General features: G+C 56.3%; 13 protein-coding genes and 2 pseudogenes. 9 read left to right on the forward strand and 6 right to left on the reverse strand.

The window, feature by feature from the left end; translation table 11 throughout:
• Positions 1-23: 23 nt before the first annotated feature.
• Both J2S45_RS07820 and J2S45_RS07825 read right to left on the reverse strand, forming a co-directional pair.
• On the reverse strand, positions 24-1,073 hold the full coding sequence (locus J2S45_RS07820; RefSeq protein WP_270975157.1) for a 3-isopropylmalate dehydrogenase: 1,050 nt from the start codon (positions 1,071-1,073) through the stop codon (positions 24-26).
• 130 nt (positions 1,074-1,203) lie between these two features.
• Positions 1,204-2,847, reverse strand: a complete 1,644-nt coding sequence (locus tag J2S45_RS07825) for a coiled-coil domain-containing protein (protein WP_307635029.1) — start codon at positions 2,845-2,847, stop codon at positions 1,204-1,206.
• A 441-nt stretch (positions 2,848-3,288) separates the two neighbouring features.
• Between J2S45_RS07825 and J2S45_RS07830 the strand changes: the two genes are divergently transcribed.
• Positions 3,289-4,227, forward strand: a complete 939-nt coding sequence (locus tag J2S45_RS07830; RefSeq protein ID WP_307635030.1) for an ABC transporter permease — start codon at positions 3,289-3,291, stop codon at positions 4,225-4,227.
• Entirely contained in the window at positions 4,227-5,117 is an 891-nt protein-coding gene (locus tag J2S45_RS07835; protein WP_307635031.1) for an ABC transporter ATP-binding protein, read from the forward strand. Before J2S45_RS07830 ends, J2S45_RS07835 begins: the two co-directional genes overlap by 1 nt.
• Here the strand turns inward: J2S45_RS07835 and J2S45_RS07840 are convergent.
• Entirely contained in the window at positions 5,114-6,175 is a 1,062-nt protein-coding gene (locus J2S45_RS07840) for an LCP family protein (RefSeq protein WP_307635032.1), read from the reverse strand. The genes J2S45_RS07835 and J2S45_RS07840 overlap by 4 nt on opposite strands.
• A gap of 364 nt (positions 6,176-6,539) precedes the next feature.
• Between J2S45_RS07840 and wecB the strand changes: the two genes are divergently transcribed.
• The 3 genes from wecB to J2S45_RS07855 all read left to right on the forward strand — a co-directional run bounded on the left by wecB (position 6,540) and on the right by J2S45_RS07855 (position 10,554).
• On the forward strand, positions 6,540-7,688 hold the full coding sequence (gene wecB, locus J2S45_RS07845) for a non-hydrolyzing UDP-N-acetylglucosamine 2-epimerase (protein WP_307635033.1): 1,149 nt from the start codon (positions 6,540-6,542) through the stop codon (positions 7,686-7,688).
• A gap of 81 nt (positions 7,689-7,769) precedes the next feature.
• Positions 7,770-8,966, forward strand: a complete 1,197-nt coding sequence (locus J2S45_RS07850) for a glycosyltransferase family 4 protein (protein WP_307635034.1) — start codon at positions 7,770-7,772, stop codon at positions 8,964-8,966.
• A 43-nt stretch (positions 8,967-9,009) separates the two neighbouring features.
• Positions 9,010-10,554: a hypothetical protein gene (locus J2S45_RS07855; RefSeq protein ID WP_307635035.1), complete on the forward strand. Its 1,545-nt coding sequence runs from the start codon at positions 9,010-9,012 to the stop codon at positions 10,552-10,554.
• Between the two features lie 7 nt (positions 10,555-10,561).
• On the opposite strand, the gene J2S45_RS07860 is transcribed toward J2S45_RS07855, so the two are convergent.
• Positions 10,562-12,499: a glycosyltransferase family protein gene (locus J2S45_RS07860; protein ID WP_307635036.1), complete on the reverse strand. Its 1,938-nt coding sequence runs from the start codon at positions 12,497-12,499 to the stop codon at positions 10,562-10,564.
• Between the two features lie 161 nt (positions 12,500-12,660).
• On the opposite strand from J2S45_RS07860, the gene wecC reads away from it, so the two are divergent.
• Both wecC and J2S45_RS07870 read left to right on the forward strand, forming a co-directional pair.
• Positions 12,661-13,923, forward strand: coding sequence for a UDP-N-acetyl-D-mannosamine dehydrogenase (gene wecC / locus J2S45_RS07865; protein WP_307635037.1), 1,263 nt, complete (start codon positions 12,661-12,663; stop codon positions 13,921-13,923).
• 116 nt (positions 13,924-14,039) lie between these two features.
• The gene (locus J2S45_RS07870) at positions 14,040-15,803 is read left to right on the forward strand and encodes a CgeB family protein (protein WP_307635038.1); all 1,764 of its coding nucleotides are present in this window, start codon (positions 14,040-14,042) and stop codon (positions 15,801-15,803) included.
• A 171-nt stretch (positions 15,804-15,974) separates the two neighbouring features.
• Here the strand turns inward: J2S45_RS07870 and J2S45_RS07875 are convergent.
• Positions 15,975-16,290 (reverse strand): annotated as a pseudogene (locus tag J2S45_RS07875) (transposase); the annotation flags it as partial.
• A 165-nt stretch (positions 16,291-16,455) separates the two neighbouring features.
• On the opposite strand from J2S45_RS07875, the gene istA reads away from it, so the two are divergent.
• Together istA and J2S45_RS07885 are read left to right on the forward strand one after the other, a co-directional pair.
• Positions 16,456-18,048, forward strand: coding sequence for an IS21 family transposase (istA, locus tag J2S45_RS07880; protein WP_307635039.1), 1,593 nt, complete (start codon positions 16,456-16,458; stop codon positions 18,046-18,048).
• A gap of 5 nt (positions 18,049-18,053) precedes the next feature.
• On the forward strand, positions 18,054-18,815 hold the full coding sequence (locus tag J2S45_RS07885) for an ATP-binding protein (protein ID WP_307635040.1): 762 nt from the start codon (positions 18,054-18,056) through the stop codon (positions 18,813-18,815).
• Between the two features lie 108 nt (positions 18,816-18,923).
• Here the strand turns inward: J2S45_RS07885 and J2S45_RS07890 are convergent.
• Positions 18,924-19,933, reverse strand: a pseudogene (locus J2S45_RS07890) (IS256 family transposase); the annotation flags it as partial.
• Positions 19,934-19,978: the final 45 nt, after the last annotated feature.

The following is a 19,978-nucleotide window of genomic DNA, read 5'->3' on the forward strand; positions in this document are numbered from 1 at the left end:
ATTGTCCTTCCTTCGCCCCAATTCTAGCGCTTGAGTAGCTTCACGATCGCGTCGCCGATCTGCGCGGTGGTGCGCACGAGCGGCGCTCCGGCAGCGGCGGCTTCGGCGCGGGCTGCCATGTCGGCGTCGACGGCCTCACGCACCTTCTCTCCCAGCTCGGGGTAGCCGAGGAAGTCCAGCATGAGCGCCACCGAGGAGATCGTGGCGGTCGGGTCCGCGATCCCCTTGCCCGCGATGTCCGGGGCCGAGCCGTGGACGGGCTCGAACATCGAGGGGAACGTACGGTCGGGGTTGATGTTTCCCGACGCCGCCAGACCGATTCCGCCCGTGACCGCGCCGGCCTCGTCCGTGAGGATGTCGCCGAAAAGGTTGTCGGTGACGATGACATCGAATCGGGAGGGATCGGTGACGAGGAAGATCGTGGCGGCGTCCACATGCAGGTAGTCAGTGACGACGTCGGGGTAGTCGGCGCCGACTTCTTCAACCGTGCGACGCCACAGGTGGCCGGCGTGGACGAGGACGTTGTGCTTGTGGACGAGGGTGAGCTTCTTGCGCCGCGCGCGAGCCTGCTCGAACGCGAATCGCACCACGCGCTCGACCCCGAAACGGGTGTTGAGCGAGACCTCAGTGGCGATCTCCTGGGCCGTGCCCTCGCGCAAATTACCACCGTTTCCGGCGTACAGTCCCTCGGTTCCCTCGCGCACCACGACGAAGTCGATCTTTCCAGGATTGGCCAGCGGGGTGGGCAGGCCCGGGTAGTACTTCGACGGGCGCAAGTTGACATACTGGTCGAGGTCGAAGCGCAACTTGAGTAGCAAGCCACGCTCGAGCACGCCGGAGGGCATCGACGGATCGCCCACCGCGCCGAGCAGGATCGCATCCTTGCCCTTAATCTCCTCCAGCTCCGCGTCCGTGATGACCTCACCCGTGCGGTGATAGCGCCCCGCGCCGAGATCGTAGGTGGTCAGGGCAAAGTCCACGTCGCCGGCGACGGCGGAGAGCGTCTTCAGCCCCTCGGCCACGACTTCGGGGCCGATGCCGTCGCCAGGGATCACTGCAAGTTCAATAGCCATGGAGCAAGTCTAGGTCCTGTCCGCGACGTGGTACGAACCGTTCACCTTTCGGACGCTGTGCTCCTTGCCGCACCGCCTAGAGGCGGGCCCGAGGGATTCGACTCCCTCAGGCCCGTTGCGGCTCAGACCTTTATTCCGCGCGAGGACGACGCGAACCGGACGCGGCAAAGAGGCCAAGCCCGCCAAGGAGGAAGGCAAGCGCTGTAGCCGCCGCCGATTCGGTGGTGGCCCCGGCGCGGGCGAGCTTCTTCACCCCGGCATCCTGCTGGGCGACTGCGGCTCCGGCAGTCTTCGCGTTTACGGCCGGAGCGACGGGGGTTGCCGGTGCGGACTCGACCTTCGGTGCGGGCTCAGGCTTCGGCTCAGGCTCAGCCTTCGGCTCAGGCTCAGCCTTCGGCTCAGGCTCAGCCTTCGGTGCGATCTTGCAGATCTCCCGGGCCTGCGCCTCAGCCAGTTGCTTGGTCACTTTCGCGAGGGCTGCCTCGACGTCCGACAGGGCCTTGTCGGCGACGCCGGCGCCGGCGGTGGCGACCTTGAGGGCCTGCTCCGCCTCAGAGAGCGAGGCCTGGGCCTGATCGTTGGCGGTCTTGGCGGCGGATAGCCCGGCCTCGGCGGCCTTCAGCTCGGCTGCCGCCTTCTTAGCCGCGTCTCCTAGGACGTTGGCATCGCCCGCCTCGATGGAGGCTTTGTTGGTTTCCTTCATCTTCTTCTCGAGGGCGTCGAGGTTGGCCTTGGCGGCCTTAGCCTTGGCGAGGCGATCCTGGGCCGCCTGGTAGGCGTCCGGATCGAAGTTCTCCTGCGCCGCCTCAAGCGCGGCGTTCACATTCCGCAAGTGCTCGACGGCACTCTGAAGCTGCTGCTTCGTCACTTCAACGTCGGCATCGATTCGGTCGGCCTGCTCCCGTGCCTTTTTCAAAGCCTCGCCTGCTTCGCGCACCGTCGCCTCGGCCTTGACTGCACGGTCGTAGAAGTACTTGGCACTGGCGAGGGTGCGCTCAAGCTCCTCCTTGGCCGCCTTCAGCCCAAGATCTTCCGGATGCTCATTGAATTTGGCGATGCTCTCAGCCAGTAACCGCTCGGCTTCCTCGACGTCACTTTTCAGAGCTTCCGCCGTTCCCAGTTCGAGCTCCTTTCCGGCCTCCTCAATGACATTGGTGAGGCTTTGTACGGTTGTCTTGGCAGCTTCGGCGTCTTTCTGTTGCTTGCCCAGGAGCGCCTCCAGATTGCGGAAATCCCGGGTTGCCTCACTGGCGCGCTGCTTCACCGAGGCCAGCGCCTGCTTCGCCTGTTCGGCTTGTTCGGCAACGCGGGACGCGTCCTCGAACTCCTTATTGACGGCGTCGACGTCGATCTTCTTGTATTCCTCGTAGGCCTTCATGGCGGCCCTCTCGGCCTCAACCGCGTCGTCGAGAGCTTTCTTCGCAGCTGCTTCGGCAACCCGCGCAACTTCAAGGGCGCGAGTCTTGCCCTCCAGATCCTTGGCGACTTTGGCGGCGTCGCGCGTGGCGGCGTCGTGAGCGCGTGTTGCCTCCTCGACATGACGACGAACTACCTCGACGTTCGCCCTGGCCTCCTCGAGTGACGTGGTGGCCTCCACGAGCATTGCCTTGAGGCCCTCGACCGTCTGCGCCTTGTCCTCGGCACTGATGCAGGTCACTACCGGTGCGCTGTCCATGGGCGCCGCCACGGCGGACGCCGCTCCACCGAAAAGCACAACGCCGCTGAGTATCGTCGCCATGGCCGTCTTCATCGCCAGTGAGTACTTAACGTTCATTCTTCTCCATTCGTTTGTCGCGAGGGTTCGACCATCATGACACGCGCACAAGGGCACCGGCCGTCATGCTTTCATACCGAAGAATGACCTGGTTACGCGCCGGTATCGCCCCCAAGTAGCACAGCGAAAATGAGGCCAACGCCTTGCTATTATGCACGGTGTGGAAACCCCGCGCAGGCAAAGGAAAAGACAGCGCTCACCGACGAATTATTAAGTGCGCGATGCGCAGGGCATCGCTCGCCAGCGACCCCGCCGACAGCTCAGCCCGCTTCGCCTTAGAGTGAACTCGCGTGGGAGAAAGACCTTTCATGAGGAGACTGAGCCCAACGTTGTCATTGCATGACGCTATTGCGTCTCCTATGACCGTCTTGCCCTTGTCACTCGCCACTAAAATCCATAGAGTTTAGAATCGCACTATGACTTTAGCAGTAGGACATCCCGGTGACAGACAGCACGGACGATAAAGACCCCCTCGAACTATGGATGGAGCTCATCCACCCCGAGTCTCTCAAAGACAGTCGGGAGATTGTCGCTGCCGTTGACGCGCGAAAATTCTTGCGCCTCAGTAGCAGACCACTTATCACTGCTTATGTCCGCGATGTTTGGCACAGACGGCACTTCACCCTGATGGAGAGCAAAGCCAGAGCCTTTGGATCTATCAAGGATACTGCCCTCGGAAAGGCATGGCTCATCCTCGAGCCCTTCCTGAACTCCGCTATATACTATTTCATATTCGCGGTCCTATTAAGTTTCGACCGTGGAATGGACAACTTTGTTGCATTTCTCGTCATTGGACTCATCTCGTTCACGTTGCTCTCCAAAGGGCTGAACGCTACTTCCGCCATTGAAGGATCCGGACGGAATCTGGTCAAGTCCTTCCAGTTCCCCAAATTCTCCCTCGTACTCTCCTATACGTTACGTACCTATTACGATTTCGTCCCCACCGTCATTGCGATGATTATCTTCATCGTGGTAATCCCGCCACACGCATTGCCGACGACGTCGTGGACGTTGGTCCCACTGGTTTACCTTCTTGTTGCACCACTGGCGATTGGAATTGCCTCAATTACGGCAACACTTGCTACGCTTCTGCCAGACATCCGCTTCATCATTGGCCTATTCTCGCGGCTGTGGTTCTATGCTTCAGGAATATTCTGGTCAGTCGACATGTTCGCAGACAAGCCATTTCTTCAAGACCTCATGCGCTTGAACCCGGCGTGTACCTACCTTGATATCCTACGCACAATTCTCCTTACAGGATCGCCCGCAGCGGCTAGCCAGTGGGTCTACCTCACAGTATGGTCAATTACCCTTTTTGTCGTGGGATTCCTCTTCCTTTGGCGATCTGAAGTAAAAATGAGCAAAGCCTTGGAGCGCTAATGACTGTCAACGTCTCGATCATCGTCAATAACGTGTCGGTCAATTACCTGACCTCATCGTCCGATCCACGCCAGCGTAAAAACGCGCCATTGAACCAGAAGATCATTGGGCGGCTTCTTGGACGGACTCCGAAAGTCCTTGTACCCGCAGTCAAGGACGTCTCATTTGTTACTTATGAGGGAGACTTTATTGGTCTCTTGGGTGCGAACGGAGCGGGCAAATCGACCCTCCTGCGTGTGCTTTCCGGCGGCGAACCGCCGTCATCGGGCGTCGTTTATGCGCAAAGCCGTCCCTCGCTCCTAGGCGTGAACGGAGCGCTCCTTCCCGAACTGTCGGGAATTGAAAACGCAACTCTTGGTCTGCTTGCGCTTGGGTTTACGCCCAAGGAGGCTGAGGAGCGCTTGCCCGAGATCGAAGATTTTTGCTCAATAGGGGATGCAATTTACCGCCCGATGAAAACGTACTCTTCCGGCATGGCGGCACGCCTCCGATTCGCAATTTCAACTGCGGCACGGCCAGATATTCTCTTGATCGATGAGGCTCTTTCTACCGGCGATTCGACTTTTCAACGGAAGTCCGAAGAACGTATGAACGCCATGCTTGAGGATACTGGAACGATTTTCCTCGTATCCCACTCGGCACAGATGATTGAACGGATGTGCAATCGGGCTATTTGGATGCACAACGGAAGCATCGTGACTGACGGGGAGGCCAAGAGAGTCTCTGCCTGGTATCAGCAATGGTCGGTCAATGTGTCGAATCACGATGTTGAAGCAGCCAATAAGGTGATGGCTAAGGCGCGGTACTCCTACCAGCCCGTGAGTTTTTTCCCAGCGGGGACGAAATACAACAAAGTTGCCTACCAGCCCCGGCACCGAGCCGCTCGCTAATAGATTCCCCCACTGCCGAGCGTCCGAAGGTATTGAGAGTTCTCAGAAATATACTCCGCCGCACGGTCCTCAACAAAAGCTTGGGTCAATTCCTTGAACTTGCCATCATTGAGAACGACAATCGACTGACGATCCGGCGACCACCCTGTACCATTGTTCGGCGCGGTAACAAAGTTAAAGTTCGCAGAACTAATCCTCGCCAGGCTGGGACCAAGATCTAGAACCGTCCTTAAGCCAACCGCGTCATCGACCGCCACATAAGGGCTAATTGTGTTGTACAGATCCATGAGTTTCACCGGATTCGTCAGGTTTTCGCGAGTCAAGATCGAACTGAGTACGGTGCGCATCCAAAGCTGCTGCCGACGCACCCGATCGAAATCACCGCCAGGCAACGACTTCCGCTCCCTGACAAATGCGAGCGCTTCCTCGCCGTTATAAACCTTAGTTCCGTCGGTGATGGTGGTCATCTCAACCCCGCCGACAGCGTCCGTCAAGGCAGAGAAGGACGTGAAATCAACAACCGCAACGTGATCGATGGGAATACCCGTCAACTGTTCCACCGTGGCAATCGTCAGAGTCGGGCCACCAAAGGAAAATGCGGCGTTAATCTTTTGCTGTCCATGCCCAGGAATATCCACCCATGAGTCTCGTGGAATAGAGAGCACGTTCATAGACTCTCGATCCCCTGAAATCTGCAGGATCATGAATGCGTCCGTGCGCTGCGCTCCAGCTTGCCATTGGCTGGGATCACCTGCGGAAACACGCGAATCAGTCCCCAGCACAAGAATGTTAACCGGCTTATCTTCCTGTTTCGGATCGTGCGTTGGTCGGGACTCTACCCCGTCAAGCTCCGTGATGCCGACAAAGGGATCAGCCAAAGTCTGAATCTCATCGAGTTTGGCACTCAGCCACGCAGCCGAAGCGACAACGAAAGCAAGGAGCAGACCTAGAATAATCAGGATCGCGACAACAGCACGCCGCACTCCCCTCTTCTCCGACGGAGGCAAATACTCAACCTTAACAGGTGTACCATCAGACTGGCTATTCGGAGTGCCCATGTTGATCCATTCTCGTTCAGTTTGATGCCATGTCTCAGGGCTAGATTACCCTTTCCCCTCAAGTTTCGAAAGCACCGGACGCTTTTGTGACGCTGATTGGCCAGAGCGAACCTCCCGGAGCGTGGGGACCAATGAGGAACGCCGATTCTGGCTCCGAGACGAATGTCTCTTTTTGAGCGTAGGACATGCCTTTCACCTGATTGGAAATCGTCAGAAGAACAAGGCCCCACGCCACACCGCCATCTGCCCAAAAGCCAAGGATGATCCGACACTGCATTTACAACACCCAAGCTGATAGACTGACGAGAGCACACAACCGGCGAGCCTCATTTTCTGCACATGTACATTGAGGGGACGTACACATATGAAAACTGTCATGGTCGTATATGGAACCCGCCCAGAGGGCATCAAAGTGTCCCCTATTATTAAAGCACTCGAGGAGTCACCGAATCTTCAGCCCCTGGTCGTATCTACTGGCCAACATAAGGAAATGCTCGCCCAAGTGAATGAACTATTCGGCATTACGCCCGATATAGACCTTGATGTTTTTGAACACGGACAGAGCTTAAACAAGATTGCGGCAAAGATCTTTGATCGGCTTGAACTGATCCTTGTAGAGTACGAACCGGACGCGCTGTTGGTTCAGGGAGACACCAGTACTGTCACGATCGCCTCCATCGCAGCTTTCTACAGTGGCATCCCTGTGATCCATCTAGAAGCAGGATTGCGCTCGCACGACCTGTTTTCCCCCTTCCCCGAAGAAGCTAACCGCAAACTGACCTCACAGATTTCGACATTACATTTTGCCCCCACTGCCCAGGCCAAAGAGAATCTCCTGCGTGAAGGAGTACCGGAATCGGCTATTACGGTCACGGGCAATACGGTGATTGATGCTCTCCTGCATACGGTAAGCATGGACTTACCTGTCACATCTCCGAAACTCCAAAGGGTCCTCACTTCTGGCAAACGTATCCTTCTCGTCACTTCCCATCGACGCGAAAACCTCGGGGAGCCGATGCTGAAGATCGCCCACGCTCTCCGAGAGATTGCTCTTCGGTACCCAGACGACCTCATAGTGTTCCCGATTCACCGCAATCCCAAGGTTCGGGAAATCTTCACGCCCTTCCTTAAGGATCGACCGAACGTCGTATTTCTCGACCCCTTGAGCTACCCCGAGTTTGCGCAAGCCATGAGCGCGGCACAGATTATCCTCACTGACTCCGGTGGCGTTCAAGAAGAAGCTCCCTCCCTTGGGAAGCCGGTGTTGGTGATGCGTGAGAACACCGAACGTCCCGAAGCTGCCGACGCGGGAACTGTATTGCTCGTTGGCACTGATACCGACCGCATCGTTGCAGAGGTCTCGAAGTTAAAAGACGATCGAAACGCCTATGCGGCTATGGCGAGCATTGTTAATCCGTATGGGGATGGCACCGCCACTGCTCGGTGCATCGCCGCAATCGAGCACCTTTTCGGCTTGGGCGACCGCATGCCAGAGTTTAACCCACAAGGATAGTTTGACCCGGAAATGCGCGTCCTCTTAATAGCTCAACAGTGGGAACCGGAACAAGGTGTCCCTCCACGGCGAGGGCGTTGGATGGTCGACGAGCTCATTGCTCGCAGACACAGCGTTGACGTGGTGGCGCCACCACCCCATTACCCTTCGGGGACATTGATGTCCCCGAATCCGGAGGATCAGGCAGGCGCAGTTTACCAGTCGCCCAAAGGCGAGACCATTTATCGCTCACAATTCCGCCCGCATACTGCAAGCATTGCGTCACGAATCCTCGACCAGGCTACGGTTGCCTTATCCTCCGTGGCTGTTGCGCTGCGGGTAGCGCGACGTGTGCGGCCGGACATTATTCTGGCGACAGCACCTCCGCTCCCCACCTCATTTACCTCGTATGTTGTGTCGAAGGTTTTCCGCGTACCCGTCGTCATTGACCTTAGAGATGTCTGGCCTGAGCTCACAAGGTTTGTCACGTGTGCAACTCCCAGAACCACATGGAAGAAACGCGCTCTCAAGGCCGTCGCCGACTCCGCATTTCTTTTGGCCGGAAGAGTCTTTAATGCAACTCTCAGACGAGCCGACGGCATTATAACCACGTCATCGTGGCACGCCAAGAGCCTCAAAATGAGGCTTGGAGTGAGGACCTACACCCTTGCGAACGACATCCTGGTGGATCTTACGGTGGCCCCAGAATCGCCGAAGAAGGTTCGTCCGCCCGAGCTCCACGTTCTGTACACGGGAAATGTCGGCCGCGCACAAGGGCTAGAAAACGCGATTGAAGCAGTCCGCCTTGCAGCAGCGGAAAACACTAACGTGATCCTCCGCTTTATCGGTGGTGGCGCACATCTCAACCTAGTCAAGGAGCTGGCTTCTGATTTGCCAAACGTCGAGTTCGTCCGGCCGGGGACCCCTGAAGCTTTGAAAACGCACCACGAATGGGCAGACACGATCCTCGTTCACCTCAAGGGTTGGCCACCGCTCGAACAAACGGTTCCTTCGAAGGTCTTTTCGGCTATTGGATCAGGTAGACACGTCACTCTTGCTGCGAATGGAGAGAGCGTTGAGATCCTTCGACACGCAGACGTAGGCGACGCTGTTCCTGCGATGAACCCTCAGGCCCTTGCAGACCTGTGGGTTGACCTCGCGCGCAACCCCGAGAGACTAGAAGTGGGGTCGCGCGGCATCGAGTGGTTACGTGCACTCCGCGTCGAAAACGATCCAGGTCGGGCGTTCGTTGATTTCCTGGAAGACACCGTGCGGCGCACTCGCGACGATCATGTGTGAAATGACTACCATGACAATGTCTAATGTCTAAGGACCCTCGCGCATGAAGCTTGCAACGTTGGTATACAAAGGAAAGCGTGCAGTTTGGCACGTGCGTTCCAGTGGACGCGGTGCGGTTAAGGAGTTTTTCCGACGACGCCGGCTCGTTCGACGTGGCCCCAACCCTCGTTACACCCGCGGCCGGCAGTTTCCTGAGTGGCCAATCCCTGCCCCTGTGTCCCAGTTGGATACCAGGGTTGCACTGATAGCTCCCGATTCCATCGCGACCGCCCTCAATTTCGAATGGTGTCAGACCCTTCTTCGTCTGCAAGACTGGCAGCGTCAAATCCACGATCCAGCCGACGTCCTGGTCGTCACAAGCTCATCGTATAAGTTGCCCATCAGTGAATTCATTCCTTCGATTCTCGCCTCATTTCAATCCCGCGGCATTAAACGCATACTTTGGATCGACGAGCCAACCGAGATCGACGAGGCGATCCTCGATCAATTTGATGTTATTTCCGACATGGAACCCGCTGTTCAGCCGATGATTCACAACCCACAGGCGCTCACGCGTAATGGCCGTGTGGCTCCGAGGAAGCGTGGCACGCCCATAGCGGTTCTGCACAATCTCCCCTATCGCGAGACTCTCAGCGCATATCGGAGTTTTCGGCTCTTCTTTGAATCGGAAACGAAACTCCCAGACTGTCTCGATCGAGTGCGCATGGAAATACTCAGTTGCAATGCCGACGTCATTCCAACTGGAGAGGATCGCGATCCGCTCGATTCTATGTGGCGTGCCTATGTCGCCCGCCAGGAGTACTGGCTCACATCTACTTACCGCCACCGAGCACGCGCGTTGCTATCATCGGTAGGACTAGCGGATCCCGATCTCCCGCACATTGCCGTCACGCCGCTGATCGCGACGAACCGTCCGCATCAGTTACCTCACGTTCTCGATTATTTGGCCGCCCAACGCGGTGTCGAACTCCAGCCGATCATTTCGACACACGGTTTTGAAGCGACGAGCAGGCATCGGATGCTGGCAACGGAACGCGGGCTTGATGTGATTTGGCTTCAGCATCGATCTGATCTGAGCCTTGGCGAAATATACAACCTGATGATTGACCGGGCCGACACTCCGCTTATCGCAAAAATGGACGACGACGACTATTACGACTCAACCTATCTTCTCGATTCCGCCATAACGCGCCTCCATTCAGGAGCGGAGTTGGTTGGGAAGCGTGCATCGTTCGTCTACGTGGAGGGGATGGCTGCCACCTATTTCTGTTTTGGCGCAGATGAAAACAAGTTTGTACACGAAATAGCAGGACCCACATTGCTCTGCGATACCCAAATCGCGCGCGAGATCGGGTTCTCCCCACTATCCCGCGGTGAAGATAGCGACTTCCTCAAGCGTGTGACAGCCGAGGGTGCCTCCATTTATGCCGGTTCTCGTTTTGGATTCCTTAGGGTACGCGCACAGCAGCACACATGGAATGTACCCCACTCCGTTTTCACATCCAACGGCATGCAAGTTCATTCTGGCGGACCCTCCCAGCTTGAGCTGCCAGGTATTTTTGGTGTCATCTCCTCACTTCCGCGATAGCTTCCCCTTACTGTGTGATCGCAGCCGTCTTGGGGACGAAGACCCCCGGAAACTCGGTTTCATTGGGCACGCCCCAGTGCGAAATCTTGCCAGTAGCCAGAACCTCGTCAGCCTCAATAGCCCACGTATGACCACCTGACTTCACGTGACGGATCTGCGCAAAGCCATAACGTTGAGCCGAGTATATTTTCCCGCCAGATTTGCTGACTCTCTCAAGGAAATCTGAATCTTCGCCATGGGTCATTTCCGAGAAACGGATCGCTTTCATAATGTCGGACGTTCCAACAATCGTGGGCCCACTAACGAACTTCGAGAACTGATTTTCCCACTCGGGAAAGCGAAGGACAGTAACGTTCTTATCTGTAAGATACATGTAATGAGCATGCTTGCCGACCACGTCGGCCCGCGAATAGCGCGTAGCGATCAATGAATCGAACAGGTAACCGGGCCCGTAAAGGTCATCGTCATCGATCTTGGCGATGTAGTCACCGTCAGCTCGTTCAATGAGCATGTTGTAACAGCCGCCGAGCGTGAGAGTGTTATCCAGCTCCTGCCACATCACATTCATGCCATTGTCCTGAGCGTATGCTCTGACATCGTCCCGCGCAGAAAAACCGTGTGTTCCGACGAGGATCTGGGCTTCGACGTCGACCTGTGCGGCGAGTGTGTCAATCACGTGCCGAAGTTGGTGCGGTCTATTGGTTGATACCATTGCGGTCACGGTCGGCATGCGGTAGACCCGCTCCCCGAGGCCGAGATCACGGAGGATGGAATCGACCCGATGCGTATACGTATGCTCACGCCAGATTTTCTGCTGTGCAAGGTAAGCCATTCGGTCCGATAGCTCAGGGTTCGACACCAGGGCTCGGATCGCGAATTCTGCATCACCCACTGTCTCCGGAGTAGCAACCATGTCGCTCGTGAAGAAATTGTGTGTAGCTGGCGTCGGAGTGGAGACGATCGGGGTTCCACAGGCGGGTAGCTCGAAAAGCCGCATGGAGCTCATGGTCGGACTATCCACCACGGAATTGACGTTAATGAAAGCCCGATAGCCACGGTAGGCGGAGAGTGTTTGCGGGTAGGTCAAGGAACCGCGAATTCTAGAACGGAATCTCTTGGGGAACCGGTAGAGCTTTCCCCCACCCATGTCTCGAGCAAAAATGTCTAGGCCGTATTCCATTCGATCTTCACCCTGGATGGCAGCAGAAAGGAGAACGTCCATCTGGCGCTGTCGTTCAGGATACTTCTTTCCATAATATGCACCCGCAAACGCTACGTCGCGTCGTTTAGCCGGCCGATAGCCATCCATCAGCACCATTGGATTGTGGATCGCTAGCTGGGCGGCAAAAGGCAGGACCCCCACATTCTCATGCCCTAAATCCTTCCGATAAGACGGCAGGCGATTCGAGTCAGTCGTGTACACCCAATCAAACAGCTTCGCTGTGGCAATCGCGTCATCGTAGTGGGGTGGGTCTTCCCGATTCCAGAATACGGTGGGGGTGCCGTTCTCACGGCAATATGCCACAAGGTCTTTCAGTTCCTGCCGGGGTGCGCTGTCTCCAAGGACTTGGTACTTCCACTTGTCACCATGTTCCATCTGCCACGCCGAATCGACAAAGAGAAAGTCGATCGGATTCTCTGCCAGTTCCTCTTTCCAGCGTTCAGGCGTCAGGTAGATGGCCGTCCATTCATACTCGAACGCACGTCGAAAAAACTCATCCGCGATCACGCCCACAACAATCTGGTGTGTCGGCCTATTTGCGGGTGGCAATGCCCACTCCGGAAAGGAGACTCGGCGAGGGGATACCAGGTGGAACAGGCCAGAGCAGGAAGGGAGGTTGACCCCCTTCCCACGCAGATAACGCCGCACGCCACCCATACCATATTGGCGAAAATGTGAGTATGCCCTGCGCATGAACCGCACACTATCCTTCATCGCACTCATTGACATTCCCGTCACTGGTTGTAGCAATACCAACGTCACTGCCCTCTGCCCATGGGAACATGTGAGGTTAATGACGTCCCTCATCGAGTTTACCCTAAGAAAAAGGGCGCCGACTGAGATACGATGGCTATGCTCAAACGAATACTAGAGATGAGACAAACATGGAAAACTGTATTGTCGTTGTTGGGCTTGGCTACATTGGCCTTCCGACAGCTATTGTTTTGGCTAATAGCGGCTGGAAGGTCATCGGAGTCGATGTTTCGGACCGGACTCTCGAATTCGTCAGCGCAGGGAAACTCCCCTTTGTTGAAGAGGGTCTTGAGCTGGCTCTCGCAGGCGCCGTGAGCGAAGGCCGATTGGCAGCACAAAAAGAGGTGCCTCACGCAGGGATTTACATTGTTGCGGTTCCCTCCCCTGTGAATGCCGACCACCAACTTGATTACTCCTATATTGACGCGGCAACTGACTCGATCATTCCGCAACTTCGTGGTGGAGAACTTATCGTGCTCGAATCTACTGTCTCGCCGGGCACGACTGACCGTATGGCAGATCGTGTCTTTGCCGCGCGACCCGAGCTTCGTGAGAACCCCGATACAGGTAGCCCTGGCCTACTTTTTGCCCACGCACCCGAGCGTGTTCTTCCGGGCCGAATCTTGGTCGAGATGCGTTCTAACGATCGCATCATTGGGGGCACGACCCCAGAAGCAACAGAGAGGGCCGCTGAGATCTATCGGAGCTTTACCTCGGGAGAAGTCGTTCTCACCGACGCACGCACTGCCGAGATGAGCAAGCTGGCTGAGAACGCCTTCCGCGATGTCAACATCGCCTATGCTAACGAGCTTTCTTTGATCTGCGATGAGCTTGGAATCGATGTGTGGGAGCTGATCGAGCTCGCCAATCGACATCCTCGGGTAAATATTCTGAACCCTGGTCCTGGCGTTGGTGGCCACTGCATTGCCGTGGATCCTTGGTTCATTGTTTCGGCAACGCCCACGGCAAGGCTCATAAAGCAGGCCCGTGAAGTCAACGATTCGAAACCCCATTGGGTGATCTCAAAGATTGACGACGCCGTCATGGCCTGCTCTGATAACCCCACGATTGCCCTGCTGGGTCTCGCGTTTAAGCCAAATATTGACGATCTGCGCGAATCCCCCGCGATGGTTATTGCACATGACGTGGCACAGCGGTATGCCAACAACCGGATCATGATTGTTGAACCGAATATCTCTGCTCTACCGGAGAGTCTTGCCACGTACCCTAATGTTGAGTTCGCGTCCGTCGACAAGGCAATTTCAACTGCGGATGTGGTCGTTTTGTTGGTCTCACATGACGAATTTGGCGGAATGAATCTTCGCACCGATTCCGACACGATAATCGTTGACACTACCGGCCTGTGGCGGGATCCGACTGGCTCCGTCGCCTAAGAACTGATATGGGAGTTCGTCACTGGCCGTTCAGTATCCGGCAGGCTAGGCGCGCCTTCTGGCACTTCAGGAACGGAGGGACTGCCGGGGTTCGGCGTTTTCTCGAAAAGGAACGGATGGATACACCCGTGGATGCCGTTAAACAGTGCCACGGCCATTCGAGGTTCGACTTACCTCTCCCTACGCCCCGCAGGGCGCTACGGGTCGGGACAATTCTTGATCCGTTCACCGACCTCGCATTTAGCTACGAGTGGCATCAAGTTCCCCTCACGCCTGATAACTGGCGAACTAGAATCAATGGTCTCGATCTGCTGTTCGTCGAATCTGCGTGGCACGGCAATTCCGATTCTTGGCAGTACCAGCTAACCGGTAGTGCTGCGCCATCGCAACAACTCCGAGCTCTCGTGAGCGAGTGCCAGAATCTCGCAATTCCGACTGTTTTCTGGAATAAAGAAGATCCGTACCATTTCGATGATTTTATCGATACGGCTAGACTTTTTGATTGGACTTTCACCACCGAAGCCAAGCTGGTCACTCGGTACGTGCAAGAACTCGGTCATGATCGTGTCGGTGCGCTTCTTTTTGCTGCCCAGCCAGCTATCCACAACCCGTCAGGGTCATTGCCCCCAGAGAATCGTCGCGGCGTCTGCTTTGCAGGAACATACTTCAGTCACAAATTCCCCGAGCGCCGAGACCAAATCGAGATGCTTCTCGATGGTGCCCTGACCGCACAGAAAGATGGATGCACGAAGCTTGAGATCTTCTCGAGATTCCAAGATCTGAGCGACACCTACCGATTCCCTGATCGCTACCAGCCATTCGTCTCTGGCGAACTTAACTATGAAGAAATGCTCTCTGCATATCGGGCATATGAGTGCTTTCTCAATGTGAATTCAATTCCCGATAGCCAGACGATGTTTTCAAGGCGAGTCTTTGAAGTACTGGCGTGTGGAACCCCGGTGATCTCGGCGCCGAGCCCTGCGCTGGAACCAATTTTTGGGCAGGGAGTTATTCAGGTTCAAACAAGCGAAGATGCCGCAAATTGGATTAAAGCACTCCATCGATCCCCCGCGCTCCGGGACGAACTCACATACGAAGCCCGCATGCGAATTCTCATGGATCACACCTATTCACACCGCGTCGATGACGTTTTGAGATTCACTGGCTTAGACGATTTCGTGATTGGTGAGCCCGAGGTTTCTATCATCGTCTCTACGAATCGTCCCTATCAGGTTGACCACCTCCTCCGCCAAGTTGCTCACCAGGTTGGCGTGAAGGTCCAGTTACTTCTCGGAACTCACGGCTTTAGAGCCTCTGAAGACCAGGTTTCAACAGCGCTCAACCTCGGTCTTGACGCGCAGTGGATCGAGATTGACGCAGGAATCTCGCTGGGCTCAGTTTACAACCTTCTGATAAGTAGAGCAGATTGCCCCCTGATAGCAAAGTTCGATGACGACGACGATTATGGCCCGTACTACCTCCTTGAACAAACAAGCGCAATTGCTTCAATGGGAGCAGACCTGTGCGGCAAGCAGAGTCACTTCCTGAGAATTCATCACAGGGGAAGGGAACGCCTAATTGTTACCTACCCGGGTCAGGAGCACAAGTTCACATCATTTATTTCGGGCCCGACCTTCCTCGCAATCGCAGAGGTTATGAAGGAAATCGGGTTCGAAGATCTTGCACGCGGCGAGGACACCGCTTTACTCCGCGCAGTTCGTGCAGGTGGAGGCAAGGTGTTTGCGACAGGACGTCATGGGTTCGTACAGAATCGCATGGGTACAGCCCACACGTGGTCAGCACCCTCTGTCGAGCTACTGCGTCACTCGGTTTTGGTTGAGTCCCCAGTGCTTGTGTCCGCCAGTTCGGATCGGGCTTGAGAGCACATAAGCAGCACGAATCAGTCATATATAGCTACCGATAGCTGTACTTCCCCTCGAGCTCGCTAACAAAGGAGGCACGTACTCAGCCATAGCGTGGAACCGATGTGACACGAGTCAGCTACAATCTTGAGCGAGCTTGTCAAGTTTGTTGTGTATGAAGAGGTTGTTTTATAGGTAGGGGTTCATGCGGTCGGGGTAGGCCGCGGCTAGTTGGGCCAGGGCCTGTTTCCAGTTCGTTGTCACCTGCCCTTCGATCAGTCGGCCCGCGCCTTTACGCTCTGCGGCGGCTTTGCCTTTGTCCTTGGTCCGCTGACGGGCCCGGGTATCCTCAATATCGCACATAGCTAGCCACAACAGCTTGAGACCCGCCTCATCGGTAGGGAACTGAGAGCGATTCTGCCTCACCTTACGCAGCTGGTAGCTGGGTGACTCGATAGCGTTAGTCGTGTAGAACTTTGCGCAAGGCTGGCGGGAACTGCAAAAACGCCGGTGTTGCGCCCCTGTGCCGTTTTCGGGTGAATGGTAGGGGTAGTCCGCGTAGTTGGTAGGGGTGATTCCGGGTAGTTGGTCGGGTCATGATTTGGGTGGCGGTGTCGTTAATTCTGCGGTGCCGTGACACATTCATTTCGTGACCAAGGAGGCCATGTAGATGGCTGAGTTTAAAGAGATCATGGCGATGCGGCTCGAGGGTATGAGCTATGGAGACATAGCTGGCGTGTTGGGGTGTTCCAATCGGGATATAGCGCGCGTGATCGAGGTGATCAAGGCTCACGACATCACTGCGGAGTCGTTCTCGGGATTGCCGCCGGGGTTCTTTGATGAGCATTTTCCTGACGGGCGCAGGGCTCGTAAGGAGTCTTATGATCAGCCCGATTTCAGGGCTTTAGCGAAGAAGCTGGCGAGGAACAAGCATCTGACTCGGCACGCGTTGTGGGAGAAGTACCTGGTGGCGCAAGCCGAGCCTGGGTTGTTGAAATACCAGTACACCCAGTTTTGTGATGGGCTGGCCGCCTATATCAAAACGCAGGGTTTGAGCGAGGTTCTTGAGCATGACCCTGGCGAGGAGTTGTATGTGGATTGGGCTGGCGACAAGGTCGCGATCACTGATCCAGCCACGGGTAGGACAGCGTTACGGGCCTCGATTTTTGTGGCGGTATGCCCGTACTCCGGGTTCTTGTTCGCCAAGGCTACGAACAACGAGAAGATGGGGAACTGGATTGACTGCCACGTTGCCGCGTTGAACCATCTTGGGGCGTTGCCCTCGGTTATCGTGCCGGATAACGCCTCAACGGCAACCTACCTGCCCAAGAAGACGGGTTCCTACCGGGCTGTTACTGACCGGTACGCTGACTTCGCGGCCTACTACGACATTTTGGTCGTGCCGACCAGGCCGGGAAAACCGCGTGATAAAGCCGCTGTGGAGCGCTCGGTGCAGACCGTGTATTCCTTGGTTCTGGGCTATTTCGATGCCCAATCCTTCTACAGCCTTGACGAACTCAACGAGGCCATCGCCAAGCGGGTCAAGGACATCAACGAGGTCCTTAAACGCGCTGATGGGCTCACGCGCCGTGAGCTGTTTGACACCGATGAGCGTCCCATGATGCGCCCGCTACCGCAGGAGCCGTTTACCGAGGTGATCTGGCGCAGCGTGAAGGTTGACCGCTCCTGGCACGTGACATGCGACTATCAGCACTACTCGGTGCCCTTTACCCTGGTTGGTAAGACGGTACGAGCACGGCTGACCCAATCCATGGTCAGCATCTTCTACAACGACCAGCTCGTGGCAGAGCATCCCCGTTTGCACGGGTTGCGCTACCGGTACTCCTCAGACCCGGCCCATAGCCCAGATGAAACCTCGCCATCGAAGGCCTACAGCCGCGATGAGCTGATCTCCTGGGCAGCCTCCTACGGCACGGCCACCATCACGGTGATCAAGCAGATCCTAGACAAATACGAAAAAGCCGTACCCAAAGGCATGAGACAAGCCAGCCTGATCCTTAACACGCTCGGCAAACGCCACAACGGCACCACCTTGGAGCCAGCCTGCCAATTCATCCTGGATAAAGACCTCTCCCCAGCACGATCCGTAATCCAACGCGTGCAATCAAACCTGAACCACGATCGAGCATCCACCCCCGTCACGGGAAGTAGCCCACAGCGCAAACCGATCGACCTTACAGGACTGGAATCAGAAGTCTTCATCCGCTCAGCAGAACACTTCACCTCGGGAAAAGGTAGGTAACAACCATGTACCATCTAGACAACGCCATACAAGCAAAACTACGCGAACTACGACTGTCAATCTTCGCTGAGATCTTCTTCGAACTGGTCGCAACCGAGGAATACGCCAAAGCACTACCCGAAGACATCTTCATCGAAGCCGCCAACATCCTGGCGCAACGACGCAGGGAACGCAATATTGCCAAAGCCATCGCGCAAGCCAAATTCCGCTACCCACACGCCACCCTGGAGGAAATCACCAACCCCGAACAACGAGGCATCGATACCCGGCAACTGGCACGCATCGCTAAAACTGACTGGAGGAAAAACCCCACCAACCTCCACCTGTTGGCTCCAGCCGGAACCGGGAAAACATACATCGCCTGCGCGATAGGAATCGCAGCCTGCCAAGCAGGCTACTCCGTAATGTACTACCGCCTCGACCAACTGGTAACTAAGCTAGCGGCCTTCTTGCCCACGGATCCGGCCTACAGCGAGGAAATGAGAAAAATAACGAACGTCGATGTCCTCATCATCGACGACTTTCTCACCCTTGAAATAGATTCCCGAGGCCAAGACGACCTAACCAAAATCATATTCGACAGAGAAGGACGACTACCCACCATCATCTCTTCACAATCAGCAGCAGGCTACTGGCTCAAAACCCTACCCAACCGCGTAGGAGCTGACTCCCTCGTCAGCAGACTCAGCAGCGGACGCCACATCGAAATCGGTGACTTCGACATGCGTCAACACCTCGCAACCATCCAAGACAACACCGACACCTAACCACCAAGGCCAGCCCGCCAACCAGGCGGGCTGGCCTACCACCAACCCGGAACACCACCCCTACCACATCACCGGAACACCCCTACCAACTATGTGCACTTAGCACCCCCAGGTCGCTACCGCCGAGGGGTACTTCTGGCCCAGGTCGGAGGCGGCGAAGGCCTCTAGGGCCTCTTTAGCGACCTGCTCGCTGCTGGCGGTGTAGATCGTCTTCAGCGGGGCCGAGACGGCCTTGCGATCCTGGTAGGCCACGAACCGGTTTGCGGCCCGGATCAGGTGGACGACACAGGTTTGGACTAGCGAGTTGGGCCAGGTGGCCAAGGTAGCCTCAGGCAAGCCCACCAGCACCTCACAACACAATCAGCACGTCTTGAATACCCCGGTTGGCTAGTTGGGAGCACACGGAAGCCCAAAACGAGGACCCTTCGTTGTCTAGGGGCCCAGATACCCAAGGGCGTGCTTGATGGTCTCCATGCAGGCCCCTACCCCGAATATGAGCAGCCTTGGAGTCCGCCCGGCCTTGGTCACGGACCTTAACCCGGATCGCACCTGGTAGATCACCGGGTAGAACTCTTCCAAGGGCCGCTCCTGCCAGGTGGTGACCGACTTTAGGACCGCGTCGGTGATATTAGCGATCGTCTCATGGGATAGCTCCGTGCCGATCGTCTTAGCCAGATGATGCTGAATATCGCCTGCGGTCATCGAACCGGCATAAAGGCTGATAATCATCTGATCCAGCCCACCTAGGCGCCGTGAACCTTTAGGCACCAACCTGGGGGTGAAAGAGAGCCTTCACGGTCCCGGGCAATGGTCAGCTCAATATCGCCAACCTCGCTAGCCACGGTCTTGGTATACGACCCGTTACGGGCGTTGATTGGCCGGTCAGATTCGGCCTTAGCCTGCCGATCGCGGGGCTCATATCCCAGGTGTGAGGTCATCTCGGCCTGCAAGCCGCGCTCCAGGGCTTCCTTGATCAGTGCGGGGATCATTCCCCCATCCCCGGTCAGCTCGATCTGGCCAGAATCAATGCGGGCAAATAGATCGTCTAAAGCACCGTTAGCCTTCAGCTCGGCAACAACATCGGCGCCAGCCGGGCGGGTCTTCTCATCACGTGTCATGGTCATAATCGAATCCTTTCATCAGATCCGCATACACAAACCATC

The sequence above is a fragment of the Trueperella abortisuis genome, from assembly GCF_030811095.1.
In the GTDB taxonomy this organism is placed as follows: Bacteria; Actinomycetota; Actinomycetes; order Actinomycetales; family Actinomycetaceae; genus Trueperella; species Trueperella abortisuis.